Source organism: Aureibaculum algae (assembly GCF_006065315.1).
Taxonomy (GTDB): Bacteria; Bacteroidota; Bacteroidia; order Flavobacteriales; family Flavobacteriaceae; genus Aureibaculum; species Aureibaculum algae.
Window position 1 is genome coordinate 4,344,408 of the sequence record NZ_CP040749.1, and the last position, 17,999, is coordinate 4,362,406.

Annotated in this window: 15 protein-coding genes; all 15 read left to right on the forward strand. The window is 33.9% G+C overall.

What is annotated here, in order from left to right; all coding sequences use genetic code 11:
- Positions 1-32: 32 nt before the first annotated feature.
- A complete protein-coding gene (locus tag FF125_RS18460) occupies positions 33-911 on the forward strand; it encodes a 3-keto-disaccharide hydrolase (protein ID WP_138951260.1) in 879 nt (292 codons plus the stop codon).
- Positions 912-923: 12 nt separating this feature from the next.
- On the forward strand, positions 924-1,289 hold the full coding sequence (locus FF125_RS22160; RefSeq protein WP_250629623.1) for a DUF5060 domain-containing protein: 366 nt from the start codon (positions 924-926) through the stop codon (positions 1,287-1,289).
- 15 nt (positions 1,290-1,304) lie between these two features.
- On the forward strand, positions 1,305-2,543 hold the full coding sequence (locus FF125_RS18465) for an apiosidase-like domain-containing protein (protein ID WP_250629765.1): 1,239 nt from the start codon (positions 1,305-1,307) through the stop codon (positions 2,541-2,543).
- A gap of 290 nt (positions 2,544-2,833) precedes the next feature.
- Positions 2,834-4,369, forward strand: coding sequence for an alpha-L-fucosidase (locus FF125_RS18470; protein ID WP_138951262.1), 1,536 nt, complete (start codon positions 2,834-2,836; stop codon positions 4,367-4,369).
- Positions 4,370-4,480: 111 nt separating this feature from the next.
- The gene (locus FF125_RS18475; protein WP_138951264.1) at positions 4,481-5,494 is read left to right on the forward strand and encodes a zinc-binding alcohol dehydrogenase family protein; all 1,014 of its coding nucleotides are present in this window, start codon (positions 4,481-4,483) and stop codon (positions 5,492-5,494) included.
- A 31-nt stretch (positions 5,495-5,525) separates the two neighbouring features.
- Positions 5,526-6,566, forward strand: a complete 1,041-nt coding sequence (locus tag FF125_RS18480) for a sugar kinase (RefSeq protein ID WP_138951266.1) — start codon at positions 5,526-5,528, stop codon at positions 6,564-6,566.
- Positions 6,567-6,751: 185 nt separating this feature from the next.
- The gene (locus tag FF125_RS18485; protein WP_138951268.1) at positions 6,752-7,420 is read left to right on the forward strand and encodes a bifunctional 4-hydroxy-2-oxoglutarate aldolase/2-dehydro-3-deoxy-phosphogluconate aldolase; all 669 of its coding nucleotides are present in this window, start codon (positions 6,752-6,754) and stop codon (positions 7,418-7,420) included.
- A gap of 9 nt (positions 7,421-7,429) precedes the next feature.
- Positions 7,430-9,082 carry a UxaA family hydrolase gene (locus FF125_RS18490; protein WP_138951270.1) on the forward strand — a complete coding sequence of 551 codons (1,653 nt, stop codon included), beginning with the start codon at positions 7,430-7,432 and terminating at the stop codon, positions 9,080-9,082.
- A gap of 135 nt (positions 9,083-9,217) precedes the next feature.
- Entirely contained in the window at positions 9,218-10,654 is a 1,437-nt protein-coding gene (locus FF125_RS18495) for a tagaturonate reductase (RefSeq protein ID WP_138951272.1), read from the forward strand.
- Between the two features lie 3 nt (positions 10,655-10,657).
- On the forward strand, positions 10,658-11,485 hold the full coding sequence (locus FF125_RS18500) for an amidohydrolase family protein (protein ID WP_138951274.1): 828 nt from the start codon (positions 10,658-10,660) through the stop codon (positions 11,483-11,485).
- Positions 11,486-11,488: 3 nt separating this feature from the next.
- Positions 11,489-12,436, forward strand: a complete 948-nt coding sequence (locus FF125_RS18505) for an aldo/keto reductase (protein WP_138951276.1) — start codon at positions 11,489-11,491, stop codon at positions 12,434-12,436.
- Positions 12,437-12,451: 15 nt separating this feature from the next.
- On the forward strand, positions 12,452-13,774 hold the full coding sequence (gene fucP, locus FF125_RS18510; RefSeq protein WP_138951278.1) for an L-fucose:H+ symporter permease: 1,323 nt from the start codon (positions 12,452-12,454) through the stop codon (positions 13,772-13,774).
- 18 nt (positions 13,775-13,792) lie between these two features.
- The gene (locus tag FF125_RS18515) at positions 13,793-14,134 is read left to right on the forward strand and encodes an L-rhamnose mutarotase (protein WP_138951280.1); all 342 of its coding nucleotides are present in this window, start codon (positions 13,793-13,795) and stop codon (positions 14,132-14,134) included.
- 444 nt (positions 14,135-14,578) lie between these two features.
- The gene (locus FF125_RS22165) at positions 14,579-15,715 is read left to right on the forward strand and encodes an FG-GAP repeat domain-containing protein (RefSeq protein WP_250629624.1); all 1,137 of its coding nucleotides are present in this window, start codon (positions 14,579-14,581) and stop codon (positions 15,713-15,715) included.
- Positions 15,716-17,944: a VCBS repeat-containing protein gene (locus FF125_RS18520; RefSeq protein WP_250629625.1), complete on the forward strand. Its 2,229-nt coding sequence runs from the start codon at positions 15,716-15,718 to the stop codon at positions 17,942-17,944.
- Positions 17,945-17,999: the final 55 nt, after the last annotated feature.

Consider the following 17,999-nt stretch of genomic DNA (forward strand, 5'->3'; position numbering starts at 1 on the left):
AAATAGCTTTAAACCTAAAAATAACTAATCCCATGAAAAAACCAAGAATACATCTTAAAAAAACAAGCCTGCTAATTGCTTTATTATTTCTTTTGAAAGGAGTTTCAATTACTGCTCAAAACAAAGATTGGAAACCTTTATTAGATAAAAATTTAAGCCAATGGGAGCTCTTTATTGGTGTACCACACACCTCCATTGAGAAATTAGATGATGCGCCAAAAGGTGACGGTATGAAAGGAACACCGCTTGGTTTAAACAATGATCCGCTAAAAGTATTTTCAACAGAAAACATAGATGGAGAAACCATTTTACATATTTCTGGCGAAATTTATGGCGCATTAACCTCTAAAAAAATTTATGAGAATTATCATTTGAAATTGCAATTTAAATGGGGTGAAAAAAAATGGGAACCTCGACTAAATTTACAACGTGATAATGGTATATTATATCATTGTATTGGTGAGCATGGCGCATTTTGGAATGTTTGGAAACAATCCCAAGAATTTCAAATTCAAGAAAAAGATATGGGAGATTATTATGGTCTTGCCGGAGGCGTAAATAACATTCATGCAACAAAATTAGAAAGTGGTTTTTATCAATATGATCCAAAAGGGAAAATAGTTCTTTTAGGAGATGGCCAAGGAGATAAAATGTATAGATGTATTCGAAGTGAAAATTTTGAAAAACCACATGGAGAATGGAATACCTTAGAACTTATCTGTTTTAATGGAAAATCTTATCATTTTGTAAACGGTCATGTTGTATTAATTTTAGACCAGGCACAAAGCAAAACAGAAGATGGTTTTACACCAGTAACCAAAGGGCAAATTCAGCTGCAATCAGAAGGTGCTGAAGCCTTTTATAAAAACATCTCTATAAAAGAATTAAAAAAACTGCCAAAAAACATTTAAAAAACAAAACTAATGAAAAATAACGTTTTATCACTCCTCATTTTTTGTATCGTTAGTGTTAGCACTGCTCAAATCAAAACGATAGATTATGTAAAAGCACCTAAAAAATTAGAAATTACACAGTGGCAAGTTAACGACATTAGTTTCCATACAAAAAAAACGGTTGAAAACCCTTTTGAGCAGCAAGTTACAGCCACAGTCACTTCGGCTAACGGCGTACAAGAGATACCATTATTTTATAACGGAAATAGTGAATGGATTTTTCGTTATTCTGCTAACAAAGTTGGAGAAATCACTTATAAAATAAATAGCACTGTAAAAGAATTCCATAACAAAAAAGGAGCTTTCAATGCGGTTACCAACACGAAAAAAGATTGACATGGGGCTATCATAATTCCAAAAGATGATCCTCAGCATTTTTATTATGAAGATGGTACGCCCTATTTCAATCTTGCCTTTGAATGCGATTGGCTATTTGCTTTAGATTATGAAAGCAAAGATGTAAAAAAAACAGATCATTTGTTAAATTTATTGAATGAAAATGGTTTCAACCAAGTCGTTATGAATGTTTATTCTCATGATGTTTCTTGGGAAAAAGATCCGCTTCTTGCCATACATCCTGAACATGAATTTGGTGGTAAGCAAAATATATATCCATTTTTGGGAAGTAATGAAAAGCCTGATTTTTCGGCACTAAATCCTGATTTTTTCAATCATTTAGATAAGGTAATTGCTACTATGCATGATAAGGAAATTGTTAGTCATTTGATGATTTATGTATGGAATAAATTGGTTTCTTGGCCAGATATGCAAACCAAAGAAGACAATCGCTATTTTGATTATGTGGTAAAAAGATACCAAGCTTTTCCTAATATTATTTGGGATATTTCTAAAGAGGCACTTTTTTATGGAAGAGCTACTCCAGAATATATTTCTGAAAGAATAAACAGAGTACGAAAATTAGATGGTTACAATCGCTTATTATCTGTACATGATTATGGATTTTGTAAAAACCACCCCGATGAAGTAGATTTTATATCTTCTCAAAATTGGTCACATACCTTATATCAAAATATGTTAGACGCAAAAAATGAATTTCCTAAAAAACCTGTATTCAATATTGAACATGGAGGTTATGAAGAAAGTCCATACACTGTTTTTACCGGAGCTTATATTGATGCTGAAGTTTGCTTGCGCAGAAATTATATGTGTTTATTTGCCGGTGTTTACACCACCTATTATTGGCAAGGCACTTCATGGAATGTAATTATTTACAATCCATTTGAACAATCTGCTGATTTTTACAAACCGCATTTTGATTATTTTAAACACATGCAAGAGTTTTTTAATCAATTTTCATTTCATAATTTCAAACCTCATCCTTGGCAAAATACCAATGGGTATAATTTAACCGATGAAAAAAATGGCACTATTCTCATTTATATGCCAAAAGAAAATTACAAAGTTACCCTTTGGCATTTATCTAAAGAAAATAAAGATACAGCCACCATGCAATGGTTCAATACGCTGACCGGAGAATATACGAAAATAGAAGACTTTGATAAAAATAGAGCAGAACTTTCTCCTTGGAGGGGAAAAGCGGACACAATTTTAATTATTCAAAAGAAATAATAATATCTTTTTCAACCTAACTGGTTATTTATTTATAGAAATATTCATAAATAACATTATAAATGATTCTTTTACTAAAGCGTAACTTAAACCCTTTAGATATTGCATACCAAATGATTAACACAAAAAAAATAAACCATTTGATATATAACCGATAATAAAATAAGCCTAAAAATCATTTGTTCTGTTTATTTGCACATTAGATATTATAAAACAAATAGCAATAGTAGAATTTAGCCTCACAGAGAAGAAGCTTTTACTTCTCCATACGTAACCAATATAAAATTATTATGAATATTAAAAAGTCACCGTTTATTTTACTGCTTGCTTTAGCTATTTTATCTTCATGCGGATCAAAAACTGATAAAAAGTTAGCAGAAGCGGCCGCAGAATCTCCGAAAGAAAAATTTGAACCTAATTGGGAGTCCATCAAAAAAAACTATAAAGATCCGGAATGGTTCAACCAACAAAAATTTGGAATTTTTATTCATTGGGGAGCATATTCTGTACCTGCGTTTGGATCTGAATGGTACCCAAGACAAATGTATATGGATACCGCAACATTTACTGCACAACTAAACCCGGAACACAAAGGTCCAAATGCAACATATACACATCATAAAAAAACTTGGGGAGATCAAAAAACTTTTGGTTACAAAGACTTTATACCGATGTTCAAAGGTGAAAATTTTAATGCCACCGAGTGGATAGACTTGTTCAAAAAATCGGGTGCAAAATATGTAATCCCAGTTGCCGATCATCACGATGGTTTTGCGATGTATAATGCTAAAACTACGAGATGGAATTCTGTAAATATGGGTCCAAAAAGAGATGTACTTGGAGAACTGTTTAAAGAAGGAAGAGCGCAAGGCTTAATTATGGGTGCTTCTTCTCATTATGCTTTTAACTGGTCATTTTATAATAAAAAGGATAAATTTGATACTACTGATCCTGAATATGCAGATTTATATTCCGCTAAAGGAAAAGATTTAAAAGAGCCGGTATCTGAAGAATTTAAACAAAAATGGTGGGATAGAACGGTAGATTTAATTGACAACTACCAACCAGACATTTTATGGTTTGATTTCTATCTTGATATTCCCGACTACGCTGATATGCGACCAAAAATTGCAGCTTATTATTATAACAAAGGAATTGAATGGGGTAAAGAAGTAGTTATCAATGATAAGAATTTTGATCATGAAGCTTTTCCAGAAGGAACGGTTATTTACGATTTAGAAAGAGGTAAATTACCCGGAATCAGAAAATTACCTTGGCAAACAGACACTTCTATTGGTAAAAACTCTTGGTCGTATGTTACCAATTGGCAATCAAAAACATCCAACCAATTGATTGATGATTTAGTAGATATCGTTTCAAAAAATGGAAATTTATTATTAAACGTTGGACCAAAGGCTGACGGAACTATTCCTGAAGATCAACAAAAAATATTATTAGAAATTGGAGATTGGCTCGCCATTAACGGAGAAGCAATTTACGACACAAAATATTGGAAAGTATTCGGAGAAGGTCCTACAGAAGTAAAAAAAGGACATCACTCAGAAGGTCAAAATGAAGATTTTACTGGGCAAGATATCCGTTTTACACAAAAAGATAATAAAGTTTATGCTATTATGATGGCTTGGCCAGAGAACAATGAGGTATTAATAAAATCATTGAATCCTGCAACAGATAAAGTCTCTAGTGTACGAATGCTAGGTAGTGATACCAATTTAAAATGGAATCAAAGTGAAAATGGTTTAAAAGTAACCATGCCTGCAACAAAACCTTGTGAAAATGCATTTGTATTAGAGCTAATAATTTAATTTTGTTAGTGTTTTTAATTGAAGGGGTTTTGTGAATAAAATTATAAAGCTTCCTTTAACAGTTTTAATAAAATACTTAAATGTCTAATCTAATTTTTTAATAAAATTATTATGAAATATATAGTATGCGAAAAACCAGGAGAGTTTCTATTAAAAGAAAAAGAAGCACCTGTTAGAAAAGAAAACGAAGCCTTATTACAGATCAATAAAGTTGGTATTTGTGGTACCGATCTTCATGCGTATGGAGGCAATCAGGCCTTTTTTACCTATCCTAGAATCTTAGGTCACGAATTGGCTTCCGTAGTTTTAGAAATTGGAGATAATCCAAAAGGCATTAAAGCTGGCGATAAAGTTGTGGTAATGCCATATTTAAGTTGTGGCAAATGTATAGCTTGTAGAAACGGAAAGACAAATTGTTGTACCAATATTTCGGTTTTAGGTGTTCATGGAGATGGCGGAATGCAAGAGCAAATTACGATTCCTGCAGATATTTTACTGCTTGCAAACAACTTATCCGATGACCAAATGGCGATTGTAGAACCACTTGCCATTGGAGCACATGCTGTGCGACGAGCAAATATACAACACAATGAAATTGTTGCCGTAGTTGGTTGTGGTCCTATTGGAATTGGCATTATGAAATTAGCACAAATTGCAGGCGCAAAAGTAATTGCTATAGATATGAACGAACAGCGATTAGCCTATGCTAAAGAAAAAATCGGTGTCGATTATATTGTAAAAGCTGGAAAAGATGCTGCAGATGAAATTTCAAAAATCACAAATGGCGATTTATGTACAGCTGTATTTGATGCTTCGGGAAATAAATTTGCTTTAGAAGCTTGTCCTGACTACATGTCGCATGGTGGTCGTTTTGTTTTGGTTGGACTCTCAAAAGGAGAATTAACCTATACACATCCCAAAATACATGCTAAAGAAATGACCTTGATGTGCAGTAGAAATGCAACTACAGAAGATTTTGAGCATGTAATTAGTGTTTTAGATCAATTTCCAACAGAATCATTTATTACACATAATGTTCCTTTTACCGAAATGATAAGCCATTTTGATAGTTGGTTAAAACCAGAAGCAGGTGTCATCAAAGCTACAGTGAACTTCAAAGTATAAAATTAAAAAAACTAATAGAATAAGACTTAAAATGAAAAAAGTTATCACATTCGGAGAGATTATGCTACGCTTAGCACCTCCGGGATTTTTGAGATTTTCTCAAGCCAACAACTTCGATGTAGTCTATGGTGGCGGAGAATCAAATGTAGCCGTTTCTTTGGCTAATTATGGTGTTGCGGTAGGTTTTGTTACCCGTTTACCAAAAAATGACATTGGTGAATGTGCGATGATGGAAATGCGAAAAAGAGGTGTTGGCGTTGATAAAATTGTATATGGTGGCGACCGTTTGGGAATTTACTTTTTAGAAACCGGTGCTGTATCTAGAGGATCTAAAGTGGTTTATGATAGAGCACATTCCGCTATAGCGGAAATAGAATCAGGTATGATTAATTGGGACGAAGTTTTTGAAGGGGCTGAATGGTTTCATTGGACAGGAATCACCCCAGCAATTTCTCAAGGAGCAGCTGATGTTTGTTTAGAAGCCGTAAAAGCAGCAAGCAAATTAGGAATAACCATTTCAACAGATTTAAATTACCGAGCAAAATTGTGGCAATATGGTGGCGATCGCGAAGCAATCATGACCGAATTAACCAGTTACTGTGATGTGATTTTAGGTAATGAAGAAGATGCTGAAAAACACTTCAATATCAAACCAGAAGGATTAGATATTACAACCCAAGGTCATGATGTAAAAGCAGAAGCCTTTTTATCGGTTTGCAAACAGATGATGGAAAAATTCCCTAAAGCAAAAAAAGTAATTACCACCTTAAGAGGTTCTATTTCAGCTTCGCACAATACTTGGGCAGGTGTTTTATATGATGGTAAGAAAATGTATGAAACCCGTCAGTATCAAATTACCGACATCGTTGATCGCGTTGGAGGAGGAGATAGTTTTATGGGAGGATTGATTTACGGATTATTAAAATACCCTAAAGATGATCAAAATGCTTTGGATTTTGCAGTTGCAGCATCGGCATTAAAACACACGATCAAAGGAGATGCGAATTTAGTAACCGTTGACGAAGTACAAAAATTAATGGGTGGAGATGCCTCTGGTAGAGTTGCCCGATAACAATAGATTAGTTTTGAGTTAATTGTAGAATGTTACGTTGGAGGAGTTCGGCGTAACATTCATTTTAAAAGAGAAGAAACACGATTTAAAACAAAAAACCTTCTGTGAAAACAAAAAACAGTTAACAACTAACAGCCAGCAACAAGCAACTAACAACAAATAGCCAACAACAAAAAAATCAAAAAATGGCACAATTTTCAAGAATAGAAGTAGCAAGCGTAATGCAAGAAACCGGAATGGTTCCTTTGTTTTACAATAAAGATATCGAAGTAAGTAAAAAGGTCTTAAAAGCCTGTTATGATGGTGGAGCTCGACTAATGGAGTTCACAGCACGAGGAGATTTTGCTCATGAAGTTTTTGGCGAACTCACCAAATATGCTATTGCCGAATTACCTGGAATGGTAATGGGAGTTGGCTCGGTAACCGATGCAGCAGCAGCTTCACGTTTTATGTCTTTAGGAGCAAACTTTATTGTTACTCCGGTACTTCGCGAAGATATTGCGATTGTTTGTAATCGCAGAAAAGTATTGTGGTCGCCTGGCTGCGGTACCTTAACAGAAATCGCTAGAGCAGAAGAATTAGGCTGTGAAGTGGTAAAATTATTTCCTGGTGATATTTACGGACCAAATTTTGTAAAAGGAATCAAAGGACCACAACCATGGACCAGTATTATGCCTACCGGAGGAGTATCTCCAACAAAAGAAAACTTAAAGGGTTGGTTTGATGCCGGTGTAACTTGTGTTGGTATGGGGTCGCAATTAATCTCCAAAGAAATTTTAGCACATAAAGATTATAAAAAACTAGAGCAAGATGTAAAAAATGCTTTAGAAATTATAAAATCGGTAAGAAATTGAAAAATAACTATGTCAAAGAATTATGTTCAAATAGACCCTAAAGACAACATCATAGTTGCCATAACATATTTGCCTAAAAACACTTTTGTAGATGTGGCTGGCAAAACCTTCACGTTACAGGAAGATATTAAGCAAAAACACAAATTCGCGCTTAACGATTTTAATGTTGGTGACGAACTTTTTATGTATGGTGTTTTAATAGGAAAAGCAGTACTGCCTATTCAAAAAGGTACAGCGATTACCATTGAAAATGTAAAACATGCTTCCGCAGAATTCAACGATTCTAAAGAAAAATTTTCGTGGTCTGCACCCGATGCTTCCAACTTTAAAGGTCGAACTTTTAGCGGTTATCACAGAAAAGATGGCAAAGTAGGAACCGCAAACTATTGGTTAGTCATTCCTTTGACATTTTGTGAAAACAGAAATATTGATGTTTTAGAAGGTGCTTTATCTGAAAAATTAGGATACCAAACTAAAAAAGATTTTGCCGTTGATACGGATGCTTTAATTAGCCAATACAAATCAGGTGCAAGCACAGAAGACATATACAATACACCAATTATTACTACCAAAGAAGAAATGTCAAAAAATAGGCTATTTCCAAATGTAGATGGTATAAAATTTTTAAAACACGATGGTGGTTGTGGTGGTATTCGTCAAGATTCCGAAACCTTGTGTAAACTTTTAGCAGGTTATATTGCAAATCCAAATGTTGCTGGTGCTACTATTTTTAGTTTAGGTTGTCAAAATGCACAAATAGAAATGATGCAAAATGCCCTAAAAACCATTGCTCCTTCTTGTGACAAAACAGTTCATTATTTGGAACAACAAAAAAGTACTAGCGAAAGAAATTTAATTGAGGAAGCGGTAAAGCATACTTTTACAGGATTAATAGAAGCAAATAAAATAGTTAGACAACCAGCACCATTAAGTAAACTTGTTTTAGGATTGGAATGCGGTGGATCTGATGGCTTTTCTGGAATTTCTGCAAATCCAGCTTTAGGTTATGCATCCGATTTATTGGTTGCTTTAGGAGGTAGCCCTGTATTGTCTGAGTTCCCAGAATTAAATGGTGTGGAACAGGAAATCATCAATAGATGTGAAACCGAAGAAGATTCTAATAAATTTTATGATTTGATGCGCGCATATTCTGCAGCAGCTGTGGCTGTTGGTTCTGGATTTGAAAATAATCCATCGCCTGGAAATATAAAAGACGGTTTAATTACCGATGCCATGAAATCTGCAGGAGCAGCTAAAAAAGGTGGTACATCGCCTGTTGTACAGGTTTTAGACTATACAGAACAGGCTACAAAACCAGGTTTAAATTTATTATGCACACCAGGAAATGATGTAGAATCTACCACAGGTTTGGTTGGTTCGGGTTGCAATGTGGTGGTTTTTACTACTGGATTGGGAACACCAACTGGAAATCCTGTTGCACCAGTACTTAAAATGTCGAGCAATACCAATCTATATGAGCGCATGAATGATATTATAGACATTAATGCAGGCACCGTAATTACAGGAGAAGACACGATTGAATCTATGGGAGAAAAAATATTGGATCATATTATTAAGGTCGCAAGTGGAGAAGTTGCTTCAAAAGCAGTTTTACACGGAAATAATGATTTTATTCCTTGGAAAAGAGGGGTTTCTTTGTAAATTAAAAGATTTAAAATTCAAGACCTGCCTCGCCGGCAGGCAGGTTTAAAATTGATGGGGACTGAAACCGTTGTCGAAAAAATTATCATCACAGTAAACCTAATAACTCAGTAACCCAATAGCTAATAACAAACTATGGATACATTAAATAGAAAAACAAAATCAGTAAACACTTATACTGAACGGATTATACAATTCGGAGAAGGTAACTTTTTAAGGGCATTCGCCGATTGGATGATTCACGAAATGAACAAAAAAGCTAATTTCGATGGTGGAGTTGTCGTTGTGCAACCCATAGACCAAGGTTTGGTGCAACTATTGAACGATCAAGATGGTTTATATACCTTATATCTTAATGGTATAAAAAATGGAAAAGCGATAAGTGAACATGAAATCATTGATTGTATCCAACGAAGCATAAATCCGTATGAAAATAATGTTGCGTATTTGGCAAATGCTGAAAATCCGGATGTAAGATTTGTGATTTCAAACACTACGGAAGCTGGAATTTCTTATAATGAAAATGATAAATTAAACGATTCGCCTCAATCTAGTTTTCCCGGGAAATTGACCGCTTTATTATACAAAAGGTTTCAAACATTTAAAGGTGCTTCCGATAAAGGATTGATTATTATTCCATGCGAATTGATTGATAAAAATGGAGACAATCTAAAACGCATTATTCTTCAATATGCTTCCGATTGGAAACTTGGCAAAGATTTTGTGGCTTGGATTAACAACGACAATATTTTCTGCAACACCTTAGTCGATAGAATTGTACCAGGTTATCCTAGAGATAAAATGGAAGCGATAACAAAAGAACTAGGTTATAAAGATAATTTGGTAGTTGAAGGCGAACAATTCCATCTTTGGGTCATTGAAGGTCCTGAAACTGTGAAAAAAGAATTTCCTTCTGAAGCTTGCGGACTGAATGTGCTTTTCACAAATAACATGGAACCTTACAGAACACGAAAAGTCCGTATTTTAAATGGCGCACACACTGCTCTAGTGCCAGTTGGTTATTTATATGGTATTGATCGCGTGCGTGAATCATTGGGAGATCCTGTTGTTGGCACATTTTTAAAGGAAGCATTGTTCCAAAATATTTGTCCGACGTTGGATTTACCAGATGACGAACTCAAACAATTTTCAAGTGATGTTTTAGATCGTTTTAGAAATCCATATTTGGAGCATGAACTAATGAGTATTTCATTGAATTCTGTTTCAAAATATAAAACACGTGTTTTACCTTCTGTTTTAGAATACGTTAAAAGAAAAAACACTTTGCCATCACATTTATTGTTTTCGTTAGCGGCTTTAATCGCATTTTATAAAGGCGATAGAAACGGAACTACAATCGCTTTGAAAGACGATGCTTCTGTTTTAGAATTCTTTGAAAAGCAATGGAAAACCAATGATGCATCAAGCGTGGCAAAAGCTACTTTATCCAATGTAGATTTCTGGGGAACTGATTTAATACAAATTGAAGGATTAGAAAAAGAAGTCGCTCAACATTTAGAATCCATCATTAAAAACGGAATGAAATCTGCCTTAAATACATTTTTAAATTAATATATGACAATAGATTCGCATCAACATTTCTGGAATTACGAGCCTATAAAACACGACTGGATTGACGATGACATGTCAGTTATCAGACATGATTTTTTACCTTCAGATTTAAGGACGGTTTATGATGAAAATAATATTGATGGTTGTGTTGCAGTTCAAGCCGACCAGACATTAGAGGAAAACGATTTTTTATTGGATTTAGCGTCTAAAAACGATTTTATAAAAGGCGTTGTTGGTTGGGCAGATTTAAGAGCTGAAAATATTGATGATGTTTTGAAACATTATAGTCAATTTGAAAAATTAAAAGGATTTCGTCATGTGGTACAAGGCGAACCAGATCATAATTTTTTGTTGCGACCAGATTTTTTAAGGGGAATTTCAGCTTTAGATAAGTATAATTTCACTTATGACATATTGGTTTTCCCACATCAATTGGGATCTGTTTTAGAATTTGTTAGAGAGTTTCCAAATCAGAAGTTTGTCATCGACCACATTGCAAAACCTTATATAAAGGATGGTTTTTTTGATGGTTGGGAAGTTCTGATTAATGAAATTTCGAATCATGAAAATGTGCAATGTAAACTGTCTGGTATGATTACCGAAGCAGATTACAAAACATGGACACCAACGCAGATTGCACCGTATATAGAAACTGTTTTACATGCTTTTGGAAGCAAAAGAATACAATTCGGTTCCGATTGGCCAGTATGTTTAGTGGCAGGAAATTACAAACAAGTAAAAGATTTAGTAACAGATTTTATAGCTAATCTAAGTTCAGCAGAACAAGCTGATATAATGGGCAATAATGCTATAAAATTTTATAATTTATAAATAGTGAGTACAGAACCAACATATATAAAAGGTGACCATAAAAAAAGTGAGTTTTTTAATAACCAAAGCAGGCTAGTTTTAGGTTGTTCTGGTCTAGGAGGAGTTTGGAGACCAATAGAAGAAAAAGATGCTGTTGAAACTTTAATGTATGCGTTAGAACATGGCGTGCGGGTTTTTGACACCGCACCATCCTATAACCGATCGCAGGAATTTTTAGGAAAAACCTTAAAACAATGGACTAGCGAAAAGCCGTTTATAAGCACTAAAGTGGGCAGGTTAAAGGCGGATAAAGCTGATGATTGCATTGTTGATTATTCTCCAGAAACCATGCGAAAAAGTGTTTATGAGAGTTTAGAAACGCTTGGATTGAATCATATTGACTTACTGTTTTTACATGAGCCACACCTCGTTCCAGTAAATAAAATGGATGAAATCATGGATTGTTTAAATAGCTTTAAAAAAGAAGGCATTATAAAATCTTTGGGCATTGGAGGAAATCCGATCGAAAGATTTTATCCCCACATGATAAAAGAAAACTTTGATGTGTTATCTGGGTTTTTAAAACTGGATGCCTGTAACCTTTCTAGTTTTGATAACGACATTCCTCAAATTCAAAAAGAAAACATAGGCTATTATGCCGCTTCAGCTTTGCATATGGGCTTATTGGGAAGCCGTTTAGAGCAATACGCGAATGAGCGCCCCAATAACGAATGGATTACCAATTTAGATGTTGATACAGCCTTCAAAATAAATGATATCGCAATAGAAAACGACATAACTTTATCCAGACTGGCATTGAGATATGTGTTTTCAATAAAAGAAGCAGACCGCGTAGTTGTTGGTCCAACAACCAAAGACCAATTAATTGATTTATTAAATGCGTGGGATGAAGGCAAACTGTCAGAATCTATATTTAATGATATTACAAATATCATACTCAATTTAAAATAAAACCCAATAAAAAAAATGAGTGTATCCAAAAAAATTCCAATTGTAAGTAAGGAACTTTTAGTACCTTTTATAATTATAACCTCTCTTTTCGCCTTATGGGGTTTTGCAAATGATGTTACTAATCCAATGGTTACAGCTTTCAAAAAGGTAATGCCTGAATTAAGTTGGACACAAGCATATTTAGTTCAGTTTGCATTTTATTTTGGATATGGTTGTATGGCAATTCCTGCAGCTTTATTTATAAAAAAATACACCTACAAAAAGGGTATAATTCTAGGATTATCGCTTTATGCCATTGGCGCTTTTTTATTTTATCCTGCTGCTGCTTTTGAGGAATATTCATTTTTCTTAATTTCCCTGTATATTATTACTTGTGGTTTAGCGCTTTTAGAGACAACTTCAAATCCATTAATTTTATCTTTAGGAGCAAAAGAAACCGCAACGCAACGCTTAAATCTTGCCCAATCTTTTAATCCAATTGGATCAATCACAGGAATGATGGTTGCTCAGTTTGTCGTGTTAAGTCAAATAAAATCATCCAATTACAATGCGGAAACTTATGCAACTTTAGACGCAGCGACCAAAGCTTCCATAAAAACGGAAGATTTAAGTATCATTAGTAATCCATATTTAGGTATTGGATTTGTAGTATTACTTATTTTAATTCTCATTATTTTCACGAAAATTCCAACTGTTCAAGAACATACGAGTTTAACTTTTAAAGAATCTGTTAAAAAAATATTCTCTAAAAAAACATTCTTTCCTGGTGTTATAGCCCAAATGTTTTATGTAGGAGCACAAATTATGTGTTGGACTGCTATTTTTCAATATGTTCAATATTTAAACGAATCCACTAATAGTAATATTAATGCAACCTATATGAATATGCTTGCCATGGGGATTTTTCTTGGGGGTCGTTTCTTAGGAACAGCATTGTTAAGCGTTTTCTCAGCACCAAGATTATTATCATTATTTGCGCTTTTAGCTATTATTTGTTGTGCAGGTGCTATTATTATTCCTGGCTTGCCTGGATTAATTTCATTGGTTTGTATTTCGTTATTCATGTCTATTATGTTCCCAACAATTTATGGTATCGCTTTAAAAGACATGGGAGATGAAGCAAAAGTAGGTTCTGCTTTTTTAGTAATGGCAATTGTTGGAGGAGCTATTTTTCCTTTAATGCAAGGAGCAATTATTGATATAGGAGGTGATAATTTAGCCGATACTTTAATATTAGGTGTTCCAGAAGTAAAGTTTTCTTTTATAATGCCAATGATTTGTATTGCTGTTGTTGGTCTTTACGGTTTATATGCCGCCAAAGTTGATAAAAAATCTTAATCCAAAAGTAAGTATATCATGAGTACAAAAAGATTTTGTTTCTCTTGCGATTTAAAAGACGATTCTAAACTAATTGCAGAGTATAAAGAATACCATGCCGTTGGCAAAGCATGGCCCGAAATAACCAAAAGCATAAAAGATGCAGGTATTGTGAATATGGAAATTTATCTTGTTGGAAACCGTATGTTTATGATTATGGAAGTGGATGAAACTTTTGACCCTATTAAAAAAGACGAAATGGATGCGAACAATCTAAAAGTACAAGAATGGGAAAACCTAATGTGGAAGTATCAGCAAGAATTACCTTGGGCAAAAAATGGAGAAAAATGGATGGCTTTGGAAAAAATATTTCAATTATAATTATTGACTTTTTTAAATAACTTTTCCAGTACTTTACGGAAGTCACTTGTTTACAATTGCCCTTTTTGAACACATCAAAACATTATACTGAGCTAATAATCAAGAATAAAAATACAGATTAATTAAGCTAATTCTAAGACATGCGAGAAGTAATAAAAAGACATTATGGTTAATAAATTCAACTTCAAAAGCCTTAAATCTTCAACTATTACAAACCATATCAATAAAGAGGTGTTAGATTGATTATTATTTCGCCCAATTATCGAATAGGATTGTTCAACAAAGCTCAAGTCCTAGTATTCAACTAGCTGTAGCTGTGTGAACAGTAAGAATTAATTTTATTTTAGACCTTTATTGTTTCGAAATTCATTAGTTTTCGAAATATTTAATAGGATTTTATGAATGAATAAAACTAAATTAGCGGTCATATAAATTTAAAACAGTATGAAATTTATTATTATGAGAAGGCTACCAAAGTACCTGCAATTATATGCTGTTGGTGTCACGATATTGTGCCTTGTTATGTCGTGCAATACAGAGAATAAGAAAAATGAGCAAAATAGTTTACCGAAAAAAGATCTTGAGCAAAAACTATTTACCTCTCTTACACAAGAAGAAAGTGGTGTTGATTTTGAAAATCTATTGATAGAATCTGCAGAATCGAACTATTACCAATACATGTATTCTTATATTGGTGGAGGTGTTGCTGCTGAAGATTTTAACAACGATGGCTTGATAGATCTGTTTTTCACTTCTAATTCTCAGAATAATAGGTTATATCTCAATAAAGGAAATTTTAAATTCGAAGATATTACAGAAAAAGCGAATTTTAAAGAAACAATTAGTTTTAATACTGGGGTTACCACCGTTGATATAAATAATGATGGATATATAGATATTTATGTAGGTAGAGGTGGTGCAGATGAAACTCAGTTCGCTAATCTTTTATACGTGAATAATGGAGATCTCACATTTACCGAGCGAGCCAAAGAATATGGTCTTGATGATGATAATCGAGCGATTAATTCTGTGTTTTTTGACTTCGATAATGACAATGATTTGGATGTATATATTTCTAATACACCCGATATGACTAGTAATATTGACGTTCTTGATTTAGATGAGATAGCCAAAGACCCGAAAACCATAGCATTAAAAGGGAGCGATAAATTATATAGAAACAATGGAGATGGAACTTTCGAAGATATATCAATCGAAGCAGGAATCTTACCTGATCGAGGTTTCGGATTAAATGTTGAAGTAGGTGATCTTAACAATGATGGCTGGTTGGATGTATATGTTAATAACGATTTTATAATACCTGATTTTGTTTACTTAAATACTGGAAAAGGTACTTTTAAAGAATCTAGAAATGAGGTTCTTAAACACATGTCATTCAATAGTATGGGAGGTGATATTGCCGATGTGAACAATGACGGATATTTGGATTTGTTGACATTAGATATGAACCCTGAAGATTATGTAAGATCAAAAACCACTATGGCAATGACTTCCATGAATCAATTTGAATTGATGGTTCGATCAAATTATCACCACCAATATGTGCATAATATGCTGTAATTGAATAATGGTAACGGAACCTTCAGTGAGATTGGAAAGATGGCTGGGATTGCAGATACAGATTGGAGCTGGTCTCTTCTTTCTGCTGATTTTGATTTGGATGGATTCAACGATGTTTATGTTACAAATGGTGTATTCAGAGATGTAATCGACCGAGACAAGAACAATGAAATTCTTGCCATATTACGTTCAAGAAGAGGGCAGAAAACGACAAAAGAAGATTTTGCAAAATTTGCGCAAATGTTACCTCAACAAAAACTGACGAATTATATTTTTCACAATAAGGGAGATTACACCTTTGAAGATGTTAGTGACACATGGGTAAATAGTCAAGAAACTTTTTCTAATGGCGCCGCTTATGCTGATTTAGATAATGATGGAGATTTGGATTTTGTAGTGAACAATATTAATGATGTGGTCAATATTCTAAAGAACAATAGTATAGAAAGATCTAGTGGACAGTTTCTTCAAGTCAGTTTTAAAGGCCCAGATAAGAACATAAATGGGGTTGGAGCCAAAGTTAATTTAGTTATGAACGATGGCTCGATTCTCACAAGACAATTAATTAATACAAGAGGATTTTTATCATCGGTGTCCAATGTTTTACATTTTGGAATTAATAAAGACAAGTCAATTAACAGTATGGAAGTTATTTGGCCCGATGGAAAGTCAGAGAAATTGTCAAGTATTAGCACAAATCAAAAAATGGTTTTGGATTATGCTAATGCAAGTGTCAAACAAAAGAAAGCGGATTCATCTATAAAACTTTTTACGGAATTGCCATTAAATTATAGCCACATAGATCCTTATTTTAATGACTATGAAAGGCAAGTTTTATTACCTCATAAATTATCCCAAACAGGACCTGGAATAGCTAAAGCTGATTTGAATAATGACGGTTTGGAAGATATTTATTTTGGAGGTGCCTATAAACAAGCCGGAGTTTTGATGATGGCAAATAAATCAGGCAAGTTCGATGTTTTGGAAGTTGATAGTTTTATTCAAGATAAGAATCACGAAGATGTGGGGGCGGCGTTTTTTGATGCCGACAATGATGGAGATATGGATCTTTATGTTGTAAGCGGAGGTTATGAATTTGAACGTTTACCAAAATTACTTTTGGATAGGCTATATATAAACCAAGGAAACGGAAAATTTGTGAAAGACAATGGTGCTTTAGATATGTTCGTGGCAGCAGGATCTGTTGTTGTGCCGTCTGATTATGATAACGATGGAGATATAGACCTATTTGTAGGAGGAAGAGTTATTCCATCAAAATATCCCTATCCACCAACAAGCTATTTACTAATAAATGACAAGGGTAAATTTACCGTTGGAACACCATCATTAGCTCCAGAATTAGCAGAAATTGGAATGGTGACATCAGCCGAATGGAGTGACATCAATAAGGATGGAAAAATAGACCTAATCGTTACCGGAGAATGGATGGGTATTGTGGTATTTTTAAACGAAAATAACCGGTTAGTAAGAAGTGATAAATACAGCTATTTGAACAATGAAACCGGATGGTGGAATCGCATCCTACTAGCTGATGTTGATAAAGATGGGGATATGGATATCGTTGCCGGGAATTTAGGTATAAATTATAAATTTCACGCCTCCAAAGAAAAGCCTTTTCATGCATATACACGCGATTTTGATTTTAATGGCGTAGAAGATATCTTTTTAGCTATAGACTATCAAGGAAAACAAGTTCCCGTAAGGGGAAAAGGTTATACGGCGCAACAACTACCTCATTTAGCTCAAAAAATACCTACTTATACGGCGTATGCCAATATGGATCTTGTAGGTATTTTAGGAGCAGGAATTGAATCTGCACTGCATTATCAAGCTGTAGAATTCAGGTCGGGTATTTTTCTTAATGATGGACAAGGAAATTTCACGTTTAATCCTTTTGAAAACGAAGTTCAACGATCACCAATTAATAGTATTATTTATGATGATTTGGATGGCGATGGACTTGAAGATTTACTACTTGCAGGAAACAATTATCAATCAGAAATTCAAACAACAAGAGCTGATGGAGGGATTGGTGCATTTTTAAAAGGAGACGGTAAAGGTGGATTTGTCTATAAATCAAATTTACTAACGGGATTCTTTGCAGATGGAGATGTTAGAGATATGATTGAAATCAATTTGGGTAAAACAAAATATATAATGGTTACGAACAATAATTCAAAACCAAACCTTTTTAGAATTAAAAAATAGTTTAGTATTTTATTAGAATTTTAGTAAAAAAGGAGGCAACTGAAACCTCCTTTTT

Bases quoted from the DNA above. Each gene is read 5' to 3' on its own strand.
- FF125_RS18475 (WP_138951264.1), top strand. From the start codon at position 4,481: ATGAAATATATAGTATGCGAAAAACCAGGAGAGTTTCTATTAAAAGAA.
- FF125_RS18470 (WP_138951262.1), top strand. From the start codon at position 2,834: ATGAATATTAAAAAGTCACCGTTTATTTTACTGCTTGCTTTAGCTATT.
- fucP (WP_138951278.1), top strand. From the start codon at position 12,452: ATGAGTGTATCCAAAAAAATTCCAATTGTAAGTAAGGAACTTTTAGTA.
- FF125_RS22160 (WP_250629623.1), top strand. From the start codon at position 924: ATGAAAAATAACGTTTTATCACTCCTCATTTTTTGTATCGTTAGTGTT.
- FF125_RS18490 (WP_138951270.1), top strand. From the start codon at position 7,430: ATGTCAAAGAATTATGTTCAAATAGACCCTAAAGACAACATCATAGTT.
- FF125_RS22165 (WP_250629624.1), top strand. From the start codon at position 14,579: ATGAAATTTATTATTATGAGAAGGCTACCAAAGTACCTGCAATTATAT.
- FF125_RS18460 (WP_138951260.1), top strand. From the start codon at position 33: ATGAAAAAACCAAGAATACATCTTAAAAAAACAAGCCTGCTAATTGCT.
- FF125_RS18515 (WP_138951280.1), top strand. From the start codon at position 13,793: ATGAGTACAAAAAGATTTTGTTTCTCTTGCGATTTAAAAGACGATTCT.
- FF125_RS18480 (WP_138951266.1), top strand. From the start codon at position 5,526: ATGAAAAAAGTTATCACATTCGGAGAGATTATGCTACGCTTAGCACCT.
- FF125_RS18500 (WP_138951274.1), top strand. From the start codon at position 10,658: ATGACAATAGATTCGCATCAACATTTCTGGAATTACGAGCCTATAAAA.
- FF125_RS18495 (WP_138951272.1), top strand. From the start codon at position 9,218: ATGGATACATTAAATAGAAAAACAAAATCAGTAAACACTTATACTGAA.
- FF125_RS18485 (WP_138951268.1), top strand. From the start codon at position 6,752: ATGGCACAATTTTCAAGAATAGAAGTAGCAAGCGTAATGCAAGAAACC.